This is a genomic window from Enterococcus sp. DIV0294 (assembly GCF_050558155.1).
Classification (GTDB): Bacteria; Bacillota; Bacilli; order Lactobacillales; family Enterococcaceae; genus Enterococcus; species Enterococcus faecalis.
The window spans coordinates 2227526-2240099 of the sequence record NZ_CP187889.1; the positions used below are offsets into that span (position 1 = coordinate 2227526).

At 36.0% G+C, this 12574-nt stretch carries 12 protein-coding genes; 3 read left to right on the forward strand and 9 right to left on the reverse strand.

Annotated features, from left to right (window positions below):
- Positions 1 to 79: 79 nt before the first annotated feature.
- From IGJ20_RS10810 to IGJ20_RS10820, 3 genes are all read right to left on the reverse strand, one after another.
- Positions 80 to 1678 (reverse strand): glycosyltransferase family 39 protein, encoded by a 1599-nt coding sequence (locus IGJ20_RS10810; RefSeq protein ID WP_002380737.1) that lies wholly within the window; start codon positions 1676 to 1678, stop codon positions 80 to 82.
- A 63-nt stretch (positions 1679 to 1741) separates the two neighbouring features.
- Positions 1742 to 2629, reverse strand: a complete 888-nt coding sequence (gene murB / locus IGJ20_RS10815; RefSeq protein ID WP_002387193.1) for a UDP-N-acetylmuramate dehydrogenase — start codon at positions 2627 to 2629, stop codon at positions 1742 to 1744.
- Between the two features lie 86 nt (positions 2630 to 2715).
- The gene (locus IGJ20_RS10820) at positions 2716 to 3630 is read right to left on the reverse strand and encodes a Gfo/Idh/MocA family protein (RefSeq protein ID WP_126254678.1); all 915 of its coding nucleotides are present in this window, start codon (positions 3628 to 3630) and stop codon (positions 2716 to 2718) included.
- A gap of 206 nt (positions 3631 to 3836) precedes the next feature.
- Here IGJ20_RS10820 and IGJ20_RS10825 point away from each other — a divergent pair, with 206 nt between their 5' ends.
- From IGJ20_RS10825 to IGJ20_RS10835, 3 genes are all read left to right on the forward strand, one after another.
- Entirely contained in the window at positions 3837 to 4592 is a 756-nt protein-coding gene (locus tag IGJ20_RS10825; protein WP_002388431.1) for an exodeoxyribonuclease III, read from the forward strand.
- Between the two features lie 33 nt (positions 4593 to 4625).
- Entirely contained in the window at positions 4626 to 5159 is a 534-nt protein-coding gene (locus tag IGJ20_RS10830) for a 3'-5' exonuclease (RefSeq protein WP_002356400.1), read from the forward strand.
- 120 nt (positions 5160 to 5279) lie between these two features.
- On the forward strand, positions 5280 to 5870 hold the full coding sequence (locus tag IGJ20_RS10835; protein ID WP_104675188.1) for a hypothetical protein: 591 nt from the start codon (positions 5280 to 5282) through the stop codon (positions 5868 to 5870).
- Positions 5871 to 5970: 100 nt separating this feature from the next.
- Here IGJ20_RS10835 and IGJ20_RS10840 read toward each other — a convergent pair whose 3' ends face one another.
- The 6 genes from IGJ20_RS10840 to IGJ20_RS10865 all read right to left on the reverse strand — a co-directional run bounded on the left by IGJ20_RS10840 (position 5971) and on the right by IGJ20_RS10865 (position 12571).
- On the reverse strand, positions 5971 to 7653 hold the full coding sequence (locus tag IGJ20_RS10840) for an FAD-dependent oxidoreductase (protein ID WP_126254679.1): 1683 nt from the start codon (positions 7651 to 7653) through the stop codon (positions 5971 to 5973).
- 96 nt (positions 7654 to 7749) lie between these two features.
- Complete coding sequence (gene ahpC, locus IGJ20_RS10845) at positions 7750 to 8313, reverse strand: alkyl hydroperoxide reductase subunit C (RefSeq protein ID WP_002356396.1); 564 nt, start codon at positions 8311 to 8313, stop codon at positions 7750 to 7752.
- 240 nt (positions 8314 to 8553) lie between these two features.
- The gene (locus IGJ20_RS10850) at positions 8554 to 9243 is read right to left on the reverse strand and encodes an O-methyltransferase (RefSeq protein WP_082153371.1); all 690 of its coding nucleotides are present in this window, start codon (positions 9241 to 9243) and stop codon (positions 8554 to 8556) included.
- 613 nt (positions 9244 to 9856) lie between these two features.
- On the reverse strand, positions 9857 to 10861 hold the full coding sequence (locus IGJ20_RS10855; RefSeq protein WP_010817611.1) for a lipoate--protein ligase: 1005 nt from the start codon (positions 10859 to 10861) through the stop codon (positions 9857 to 9859).
- A 32-nt stretch (positions 10862 to 10893) separates the two neighbouring features.
- Positions 10894 to 11634: an MBL fold metallo-hydrolase gene (locus IGJ20_RS10860; RefSeq protein WP_126254680.1), complete on the reverse strand. Its 741-nt coding sequence runs from the start codon at positions 11632 to 11634 to the stop codon at positions 10894 to 10896.
- A 145-nt stretch (positions 11635 to 11779) separates the two neighbouring features.
- Complete coding sequence (locus IGJ20_RS10865; RefSeq protein WP_002372324.1) at positions 11780 to 12571, reverse strand: DUF975 family protein; 792 nt, start codon at positions 12569 to 12571, stop codon at positions 11780 to 11782.
- Positions 12572 to 12574 lie beyond the last annotated feature (3 nt).

Below are 12574 nucleotides of genomic sequence, written 5' to 3' on the forward strand. Positions count from 1 at the left end.
GGGAACTGTATCGTTGTTTTTTATTTTATACTAAAATATCTCTATAATTTAGGGAACTGATGAATCTAAAATTGATTTTTTACAACTCATCAGTCCTTATTGGCAAAGAGCCTCTATAGTCCGTTGATGTAAATGATTTTTTTATTCCGTTTATAGAAACAATGTCATTAATTCGTGCCAAACCATTTGCCGATAAAAGATAGAAGAATGGTAAATACTGAATTAAATATCTAGATCGTCCACCTTCAAATAAAAGCAAATATAGAAATGCTCCTATAATCGTTAATTTTATTATTAATAGTGTACCTCCTTGAATGTCCTTAACAAAAAAAGATAACAACATTCCTAGTAAAACTACAATCCACAGTATTTGCATGACAAACCGAAGATTATTTGTACGTTTTCCTTGTTGATAGTAGGTATCTCTAAGCTTCGTTTGAAATTCACTTTTCGAAGGTTTTGTAGGATTTTGTGGTGTACCATCTCGTCCCCAACCAAAATCGCCACGATCAGTATTATTAAAATGTTTTACTAGAAGAAATTTAGTGTAACCTACCATCCCATAATCTTCCAACCGTTTCTTTATAGTTTCAGTTGTATATTTCTTTTTCTTTTCTAATGTAGGAAGGCTATTCACTTTTCTTGTATCTTTCTCACTATATCCTCCAGATCCAGTCAAACCCATCATTACAAAGTGCGTCCACGGTTTTTGCATCTCAGCATCATAATTAACGATTGTTTGCTGCTTCTGAAAAATTGAAAAACATCCCACAGTTATTATAAAGAAAAACATCGCTACAAAAAATGATAAAACATTTTTTTTATAAAGCTTTCCGGTAGTGAGTAATTTAATTCCCATAATAATAGTCCATGCTATTAAGAATACAATAGAGGAGGGCTTTAAAAGATAACAAATACCTAGAAGAATACCTATAAATATTAAATTCCATACGCCACTATTTTTTATCTCGATTTGTTTAGCATATAAAAGTAGCACAGCTGATATAACAGGAATCATTATTACATCAGTATATGGTACTAAAATCCATGGTGAAAACATCAATGAAAAAGAAGCCAAGTAGAAAGTTAAATATGCAACTTTTTTATTAAACAAATACTTAGCTGCTTTAAATAAGATAACAAATCCTATATCCATAAAAATTATATTCCACAACTGCCAGACAAACCAAGACGATCCCCAAGTATGATTAAACAGATTCATCACCTTAGAAATTCCATACATCAAAAAAAAGAAAAAAGAATTATTAGGATTTATTGATAGGTAATTACTGATAACTTCTTTATTTTCAGGCAAAGCACTTACACCATTAAAAATAGCTGATACATCCCAACCAATAGGAGCGGAAATATTAGTTAAGATAAACACTTGTAAACAAAAGCCAAAAATAAAATAAATGCCTGTAATTAATCCTATATTTTCCACAAATATTTTTTTCACACCAAACAGATATTTATCAATCCACTTTTTAGCATGTTTACTAAAAAGAAGTACTACTATCGCAAGTATTGCTATTAACAGTATCAAAAAAAAATGGTTTGTAAGAGTACTGATTTTTAAGTTATCTGAGCGGAAAGCACCTATTAATGTTATCGAAATAAAAAATAAAAAAAGCCCATTTATGGCTGAAGGTAGCCATTTTTTATAAATAAAATTCATTATAATCTCCCTATGATCATAATACAAGTATACTTAATTTTCATTCGAAAAATTAAAGAGTCTTTAGACTTCTTCACCAATAATTCGAACTTCCGTTTGTAATTCAACATCAAATTTTTCTTTAATCACTTCTTGGATATGTGCAATTAGTTCCACATAATCTGTTGCGGTTGCATGATCGATGTTAACAATAAATCCCGCATGCTTTTCGGAAATTTGAGCACCGCCCCATTTTAAGCCTTGTAAGCCAGCATCTTGGATTAATTTCCCTGTAAAATGACCAACAGGGCGTTTAAAGACACTGCCACAAGAGGGATACTCTAGCGGTTGCTTCAGTTCACGAAGTTCCGTTAATTCATCCATTTGGGCTTTAATTTCTGCATGGTTTCCTTTTTCTAAAGCAAACGTTGCTTGCAAGACAATACAATGTAATTCTTGAATTTCACTATGACGATAACGGAAATTCAAGTCTTCTTTCGTCATTGTTTGGATAGTCCCATCTGCCAACAGCACTTCTGCAGACTGGAAAACATCTTTAATTTCCCCGCCATATGCTCCAGCATTCATATAAACAGCACCGCCGACACTTCCTGGAATACCACAAGCAAATTCAAAACCAGTTAAATCAGCTGCTAAGGCTTCGTAGGTTGTATCAATCAGCTTGGCACCAGCATCCACAATCATGGTGGTACCGGCTACTTTGATTTCTTTCATTTCTGTTAGCATAATCACGACATCGCGAATACCTCCATCACGAACAATCAAGTTGCTAGCATTGCCTAATACCAACCATGAAAGTCCTTGTTCTCGGCAATACGCCACAATCTCTTCGACTTCTTTTTTTGTTTTGGGTAAGGCCAACACATCAGCTGGGCCGCCTGTTTTGGTAAAGGTTACGTTTTTTAATGGTTCATCTACTAATAAAGTAATTTCGTTTAATGTTTCTAACATAGCTTTAGTGTTCACGAAAGTTAGTCCTTTCTTTTCAAAATATCTGTCTTATTCTAGCATGATAGAAAGAAAGTTGCTAGTCCTCTTTAAAGAACATGCCGTTGTTGTTGGCGTAGCATTTCTTCACATAACGCATGACTTTCATAGACTTTTTCTTGTTTCAACTCTTGCTCTTGCGGTTTTTGAATGGCCTGGATGAAAGCAGTAACCATTTGGTAAAAACCTCTTTTTTCCAATGTTGGCGTCCAATCCCCCATCTCTTTTACTTGGTATTCTTCTTCTGTTTGGACGGTCAAATGCGTTAAATTTTCCAAGCGATAAGTACCTGTGGGGCTGGTGACTTCAAAAGTTTCTGTATTGGCCCCAGAGTGTAAATCCATGGAACAAACAATCGTTGTCTGTTCGGTTTCTAATTGTAAAATTGCTCGTTTTAAATAACCGTTTTCTTCCACTAATTTTGACTGCACCACGTGGAGCGGTCCTTCCGCTAAATAAACTGCGGTATCAACGACATGTAAAAATAAATCATACATCATAAAACTTGTTTCTCTCGTTGTATTGATGCGGTTCTTTTTAATAAAAATTGTTTGTTTTTCAGGAATATTTTTCAATACTTCCGTATAAGGGGCAAAACGACGATTGAAGCCAACCATCAGGCGCAGATTTTTTGCTGCTGCCAATGCTTGTAATTCTTTGACTTCAGCAAGCTCTTCACTTAAAGGTTTGTCCACAAAGACGTGAATACCAGCCTGTAATAATTGGCGAACGACTGCACCATGCACTTTTGTGGCTACATGGACAAAGCAAGCATCAATCTTTGCTTCAATCAATTCTTCTATGGTCCCAACGGTTTCTGTAAAGCCATACTGATCAGCGATTTTTTGTCGTGTTTCTGGGTTCCTAGTTGCTAATACAAACTCTGCCAAGTGGCGGCATTCACTATAAGTTGGCAAATACGCTTTTTGTGCAATATTTCCTAAACCAATGACTCCAATTTTCATTCGTTTGTCCTCATTTCTGCTCTTTTTACTATTTTATCATAGACTACTTCTTTCCAAAAATCAGTCATTTTCTCTTTTTCTTTTCAAGTATTTAAAACTTCTTTAAAAAGTATTAGAATAGAAGAAAGCACCAAGCGACCTTTTCTTTGGTTCTGGTTTGCACTGAAACGAGCAAAAGCGTTTCTTATTTGAAAGGAGTTTCAACAATGAAATGTATTTCTTGGAATGTCAACGGCTTACGAGCGGTTGTTAAAAAGAATTTTATGGATGTTTTTAATGAATTAGATGCAGATTTTTTCTGTTTACAAGAAACAAAATTACAAGCTGGGCAAATTGATTTAGAACTTCCTGGCTATCATCAGTATTGGAATTACGCCGAAAAAAAAGGCTATTCTGGCACAGCAATTTTCGCTAAAGAAGAAGCGTTAAGTGTTCGCTATGGCTTAGGTATCGAGACTCACGATCAAGAAGGCCGCGTGATCACTTTAGAATATCCAGAATTTTTCATGGTCACTTGCTACACACCAAACTCACAAGCTGAACTAAAGCGTTTAGCTTATCGAATGACATGGGAAGATGCGTTTCGTGCCTATTTAAACGAATTAAATCAAGAAAAACCCGTCATTCTTTGCGGTGATTTAAACGTAGCTCATCAAAATATTGATTTAAAAAATTGGAAAACCAATCAAAAAAATGCGGGATTCACGCCTGAAGAACGGCAAAAATTTACTGAGTTATTAGACAGTGGCTTCACTGATACATTCCGTTATTTTTATCCAGAAGCTGAAGGCATCTACTCATGGTGGAGTTATCGCTTTAACGCACGAAAAAATAACGCAGGTTGGCGGATTGACTATTTCGTTGTGTCAGAATCCTTGAATGAACGTTTAGTCAGTGCTAAAATCCATACAGATATTCTTGGTAGTGATCATTGTCCAGTGGAAGTTGTACTTGATTTTTAAGTGTTACTCAACGCGTTGAAAGGAGTTTTTTTAATGAACTTTTACGCTTTTGACTTTGAAACAGCTAGTTATGATAAACATAGTGCCTGTTCCATTGCAATTGTTAAAGTAGAAAATAGTCGGATTGTGGATGAATTTTACACGTTAATCAAACCAGAAACACCTTTTTTCTGGCGAAATACGCAAATTCACGGCATTCATGAATCAGATGTTGTCAATGCGCCCAAATTTCCTGAAGTCTGGCAACAAATTCAGCATTGTTTTCAACCAAATCGGTTAGTGGTCGCTCACAATGCAAGTTTTGATTGTAGTGTTTTGGCTGGCTGTTTAGATTACTATGGCTTAGAACAACCTAATTACCTTTCTTTATGTACAGTCAAAACGAGTCGCAAACTGTTTCCTGAATTTCCTAATCATAAATTAAATACCGTTTGTGAAAACCTCAATATCACTTTAAATAATCATCATGATGCTTTAGAAGATAGCCGAGCTTGTGCCGAAATTCTTTTACAGCAAGAACAACGATTTGGGGTTGAACCTTTAAAAAAATTAGTATTGGTGAAATAATCCAGTTCTTGTTTCCAGCGAAGGCGTTATCTCTTTCAGTGGCTAGTTGGCAGGAGATAACGTCTTTTCTTTTACATAACTTTTCCCCTAAAACAAAAATTTTTCAGAAAGGACGCGATGATGTATTCGATTCTTTACTTATTCACAGACTCTCTTAAAAATGCGTGGCGCTCAAAAAACCAATTTAGTACGTTGATTCTTATCTTTATTATTAGTTTTCTGACTTTTTCTGCTCTATTATTGACTTTGTTGTTTTCTCGATGGCTTTCACAAATGATTCTTCTTGATAATTATGCAGTGATTCCTCCCTTGAAAATTTTCAGAGGTTTGGCTGGAATCAGCGCTGGAACACTCTTTTTCTTCCTGATTAGTTATATTTGCCGAACTTTCTTCCTAACTTTTTTAGAGCAAAAAAACGACTTACTGATCTTAGCTCTTTTAGGTACGACAAAATTACAAATTTTAATTAACTATGCCTTACAACCCATCTATTATTTGATTTTTATTTTGCCTTTAGCTGCTTTTCTAGCCAATAAGCTCATTCAACAGTTTATCCATGATTTTTTCAGCGAGGTACCTGGTTTAATGCATATCGATAGCTACATGCAAGGTATCTTTTTACCACTAACAGGAAGCCTATTGTTCATTTGCTGTTGTGTCTTTTTAATTCTTTTTAGGAAACTCAATCGCTTAATCAAAAAAGGTACTTGACTAACTATGCGAAAAAAGTGAGAAATATGTCATCTCGACGTATTTCTCACTTTTTTGAATGACTTAGGTTCTTTAGGTTAATTACTTTTTTCCGCCTCTTTTAAGCCAAGGCTTCAATAATTTCGGTCATTGTTTTTGAACCAAAAATCATTTGTTCTCCATCAATCAGCATTGCTGGAACGCTCATAATTTTCTTTTCTTTTTTCAACTCTGGAAATAGACTAATGTCCACCATTTCTGCTTCCACATGAGGATTAATTGATGCAATACGTTGGCAAGCCGCCACGACATCGGGACAGAAATGACATGTTAGTGAAACAAAGATTTCTATTTTTCTTTTTGACAATGCAAGTATGTTCTTTTGCAGACTTGCTTCTAACGGCTGCCCCTCGCTGCCGACATTATAAACCGCCAAAACCAACGAGTTTACTTCATGGCCACTAGGAATACCACTAAATTTAATTCCTGTATAGTTTCCTGCCGCATCTAAGAGCACAACGCTAGGCATTTTTTCAATCCCATACAGCAATTCTTTGGCTGGCTCAGTATCTTTCAAAATCGTTTCTAAAGTAATCTTCTGATCCAGACTTGCAAATTCTGTTAAGAATGACTGAAGTTCCAATGATTTTTCATCACTTGCATCCAAAAACTGAAGCAATGTCACTTTTTTGGTTAGTTTAGCGAAAATACCGCTTAATTGTTGGCGCATACTTTCTGGGAACCACTGATGCTTACCAGTAACTTTCGCTGGCTGTTTTTCTTTTGATTGCTGACTGTTTGTTTCAGGGGCAGATTGATTAGCTAATCGTTCAGTCATTCGCTTCGTTACAATCGGTTGGCCCGCCTGTGTTTTTTGTTCTGTCACGTAACGTTGCGCATGAGTGGCGGCAATTGCACCGTCTGCAACCGCCGTCACAATTTGACGTAATTCTTTTATTCGTAAATCTCCTGCTGCATAAACTCCAGGAATATTGGTTTCCATATTCTCAGTTGTTGGCACATACCCACGGTCTAAGGCAATTTTTCCTTCAAAAATTTCTGTACTTGGTTTATTTCCAGCAAAAACAAACAGACCAAATGTACTGTCTTTTGGTGCTTCATAAACCGTTTCTTCTCCCGTCTGGTTATTGACAAACACAGCTTTCCGGACAAAATCATCTCCCGTAATTTCTTTCACTTCTGTGTTATAAACAATCTTAATTTTCGGGTGATTTTTGGCCGCCTCCGCAGTTAATTTTGCACATGTAAAATCGGGTTCTCGGATAATCATCGTTACTGATTTACCGTAACGTGTCAAATAAACGGCCTCTTCCGCTGCTGCATAACCGCCACCAATCACAAAAATATCTAGGCCTTGGAAAAACTCCCCATCACAAGTAGAACAATAGGCCACGCCGCGTCCTGTAAATTCACTTTCACCAGGGAAACCAATTTTACGAGCAGAGGCCCCTGTCGCAATCAATACTGCATATGCTTGGTAGGTTTGACTCGCCGATTGAACAGTTTTTATCGTTTGACTAAAATCAACATCAATAATCTCGTCTTTTGTAAAAGTTACACCGAAGTCTTGTGCTTGAATGCGCATTTCTTCCATTAGTTCTGGACCTGTTGTGTGACGAATCGCTGGATAGTTCACAATTTCAGAAGTCGTCGTTACCTGTCCGCCAATTTTGTCTTTTTCAATAATTAAGGTATCCATCATTGCGCGACCTGCATAGATACCTGCAGATAAAGCAGCTGATCCGCCACCAATAATAATCAAATCGTAGATTTCTTCTGTCACTTGCTTCTCCTCTTTCTTCTGTGTTTCAGAAAAAGAGCTGAACAAAACATTTTCTCTGTTTTATCCAACTCTTTGACCTCTATTTACAAAGTGAATTTAAATTTTACCAACTAAATCTAAGCTTGGCGCAATTGTTTCTTCTCCTGGTTGCCAATTGGCTGGACAAACTTTATCACCATGTTCTGCTACAAATTGAGAAGCTTCTAATTTACGAACAAGTTCTTCAGCATTACGACCAATACCCATGTCGTTGATTTCATAAGATTTGATCTCACCTTCTGGACTCACAATAAATGAAGCACGGTAAGCCATTCCAGAAGCTTCATCTAAAACGCCAAAGAAACGAGCAAGTTGACCGTTGGGATCGGCTAACATTGGATATTTAATTTTTCCAATCGTTTCTGTAGCGTCAGCCCATGCTTTATGCACATAATGACTATCTTCTGAAACAGAGTAAACCTCACAATTTAATTCCTGTAAATGCGCATAATGCTCTTGCATATCCCCTAATTCCGTAGGACACACGAAAGAAAAATCAGCTGGATAAAAGAAGAAAATACTCCATTTTCCTAAAATATCTTCTGTTGATACTCGTGTAAATTCACCATCGTGATAGGCATCACATTCAAAGTCAAAAAGTTTTTGATTAATTAAATTCATTGTCGTTCCTCCTCTGTTTTTTTACTCTTTAAGGATAACAGTTTATCATTATTCCGTCAATAGAATAATTATAAACAAAAGAGGTTTTATTAACACATAATACTGTCCTATTGAGAATTTTATGATTATCATTCTCAATTAGAAATAGCGAGATAACTTTTTAAATAACATAAAAAAGAAAGCGAATCATTAAAAGAACTTGCTTTTTAATGATTCGCTTTCTTTTTGTGAAGACATTCTTTAACTATCTAAAATAATCGTTTCTTTCTCTTTGGTAATTAAAATAACTCCATCACCAAGAGGAACTAAAGTAGAAGTTAAATCAGGGTGCGTCATGACTACATCTAAAAATTGGTTTAATTTACGATGAATCGCTCGATTTTTTTTCGGTACTTCCTCAGCAGGGTCTAAAATTGTCCCAGCTTGAAATACATCATCCACCATTAAAACGCCGCCAACTGGTAGCAACCGTAAACATTCAGGTAAAAATTCAATGTATTTTGATTTGGCACTATCCATAAAAATAAAGTCATAAGGTCCTTCCAACGTTGGTAGAATCTCAGCTGCTTGTCCTTCTAAAAGAGTGACCTTTTCTTCTAAGTCTAGGCGTTGGTAGGTTTTCTTCGCTTTTTTTATCATTACGTCAAAACGATCAATCGTGGTCACGTGACCATCTTCACCAACAAATTGGGCCATCAAGCTTGAAGAAAAACCAATTGCTGCCCCGATTTCTAAAATATTTTTGGGCTTTAGTTGTCCTAGCAAAAATTGTAGAAAAACTACTGTTTCATGCGGAATAATCGGCACCCCTGCTTCATTGGCTTCCGCCTCCACTGCACCTAATTCTCCGGGAAGTTTCTTTTGTTTTGTACGCATATACTCAACCAATTCTGGTTTAACGACTGGTCGATGCATCATTTCGTTTCTCATCACTTTCGCTCCTTTTCGTCCCTTTATTATACGAAGTCCTTGTTCCTCTGTAAAGGATTGAAATAGGATTCTTATTATTTGTTTGAAAATAACATGCACATTCTTAACTTCCTAGCTAAATGCGGATTACTTCTTGTAAGCACATTTTTTCTTTGTTTCTGCTATTTTTTATTAAGTTTTAATTAGAAAACGTCAAAAAGTAGCCCTCAAGAACATACTTATTGATTTTTTCTCGTTATTTCTTATAAAAATACTTCTACATATGTTAATATTTTCCCTTAAATCACTATTAATTCTTGCTATTTCAAGCCCCAAAACAAGCCTATAACCTTGCCAAAATAAGAAACGTCAAATTTTACTACTTTGTCTGTAAAAATTTGATATCACAAAAGAAAGGAAATCTTGTATACTCTTTACAGATAGTGATTTATAGTGAAGCACATAACCAAATTCCCGGACTTGACTTGGTTCAAGTACATATGCAGGCGAGCTATTTGATAGTTCCCTGATAAAAATCGTTTCGACGATTTTGCACATAGCACTACCTTTCTAAAAGCTAAAAATTATTTTTAGCTAGAAAAAAGACAACCGTTTGAAACGGCTGTCTTTTTTTTTAATAAATTAACCCAAGCAAATCTTCTTTTTCGATATTGCCAAAGTATTTTTTTACGTCAATTTGATCAATGGCTTCTTCTAAAGAAGCTTTATCATATTTCACGCCGGTTAAAATATCTTCAACATCTTTAATTTCACCAAGCCCAAAGAAGTCCCCAAAGATTTTAATTTCTTGAATGACACCATCCGCCACATTCATTTTCATTTCAATTGAGCCAATTGGAAAACGATGGCGACGTTCTAAGTTAAATGCAGGTGATTTACCATAATTCCAATCCCAATTGCGATAGTATTGCTCTGAAATTTTGTTAATAGCCGCCCAGTCTTGATCAGTTAATTCATACGTTTTAACTTGGTCGATCGAATCTACGCCGAAAATTTTCAAAAGAATTTCTTGGCGGAATTCTTCCGTTGTCATCTCTTGTTTATCTTCAGATAAAAATGGTTTAATGTTTGTTACCCGTGAACGAACAGACTTGATACCTTTAGATTCGATTTTATCTTTCCGTACTTTCAATGTATTTACAACTTCATCAATATCACTATCAAACATTAAGGTTCCATGTGCAAACATGCGGCCGTTGGTAGCGTACATCGCATTTCCTGAAAACTTCATATCATTAATCACTAGGTCATTGCGCCCTTTTAATTCGGCACCTTCAACGCCTAAGTCGTGCAATGCTTGAATAATTGGTTGGGTAACTTTCGCAAAATCACGGAAAGAGTTGCCGTCATCTGGCATAATAAAACTAAAATTCAAATTACCATGATCATGATAAACGGCGCCGCCGCCACTTAAGCGACGAACAACATGAATGCCGTGCTCATCTACATATTCTTTGTTAATTTCTTCAATTGTATTTTGGTTACGGCCAATAATGATTGACGGCTCGTTAATGTAAAATAAAAGAATGGGCTCATCTAAAGGCATTTCTGTTAACAAATATGTTTCAATTGCTAAGTTCACTCGTGGGTCATTATTTTCATTCGGTACAAAAATCACAATCGGTTCTCTCCCTTGGTATAGTTACTTTTTTAAATCTCAACTGTTAAATCTGGTTGGGCTAAGATCACTGGAATTTCCGTTCCAGCATAGTTTTGCGCTTCTTCACGTAGTTGTTCCAATGACCCATGTTGTGGTAAATGGGTCAACATCAATTGTTTGACTTGTGCTGCTTTGGCAATTTCACCCGCTTCTCTTGACGTAAAGTGTGCATGATGTCGTTCATTACCTTCAAATAAGTACGTATCCGCTAAGAATAAATCCGCGTCTTTTGCAAAGTCTTCAAAACTTGCTAAGTAACCAGAGTCTCCTGTAAAGACAAAGACTTTGCCGGTCGCTTTTTCAACAATCCGCATCGCGTAACAAGTGACAGGATGAATCGTTTCCATGAAAGTAATTAAAAATGGTCCTACTGCCAACTCTTCTGCTTCAAAATACTCTTTCCCTTCGGAAACGTTAGGAAGCGTTAGTTCTTTGAAATGCATTTGATCTTGTGTATGGCCATATATCGGCAAAATAGGAGTCGGTTCCAGCGTTGGATAAAGCTGACGATAATATTGTAAAACGCCTAAATCTGCGATATGGTCATGATGATAATGTGACAGAATGACAGCATCTAATTTCAATGGATCTAGATAGTTTTCTAAACGCACTAATGTCGTACTGCCTGCATCAATAAGCAAATGAAAGCCTTCAGATTCTAACAAATAGGAACTCGTTCCTTCTCCTTTGTATGGATAAGCACCTAAACAGCCTAAGACAGTCAATTTCATGTGTGGACAACCTCCTTCAATACGATACTTCCATGTTACCATAAAATAACGGAAAAACGAGGTTAAAACGCTTAAATTTTCACAAAAAGACCAAAGAAAAAACCTGAACCCTTTGTCGAGATGACGAAGGATTCAAGCTTCTATTTTATTCTTCGGCTAAACCTTTTTCTTCTAAGGCAGTTTGATAAAAACTAGCTAACGCTACATAGTTATAAGGAATCACCCATAATAGACCGATACCAATAGCTAAAAAGCCCACAATATACCAACCAATAAAAGAAAATTGTAAACATAAATATTGCCAAAAACGATTTTTCATTAAATATAACGCCTGTTTCAATGCCATCATAATTGGCAGTTCTGGATTATCAAAACGTAGCCACACAGCAAATTGAAAAACGCCACTCACAAATAAACCAATTAAAAAGATCAAGATAGAGGCAACGCCAAACGCTAGGAAAAAGGAAAAATCATTTAAGAAAAAGGTCTGAATTTCCTCTGGTGTAACTGTATTAAACATCAATTTGAAATACAAGGTTGTCCCTGCCCCAAATAAAATTGGTAACAAAAATAACAAACCAATTACACGTTCAAGTACTTTTTGAAGTAGGTTGACCACAAATAGCGGACCATAATATTTTCCTTGAAAAACACTCATTAAAATATTGACCCGCACCTTTTCACCACGCAACACCTTCAAGGCTGCGTAATATAGCGCATAACTTAACGCGAATAAAACAAAAATTTGCAGTAATACTGCGGCAAAACTACTTTGAAAAACTTGATTTTCACCAGAAAATAAATTTTGCACAATCGATGTTAAGAAGCTCTGTAAAACCACTCCTAAGAAAGTTAACCAAGCCATGATCCCCCATTGCCCATCAAGGGCTCTGCGAGCATTGGCACGATGTTGCGAATTTGTTACTAAACTTTTCATTCA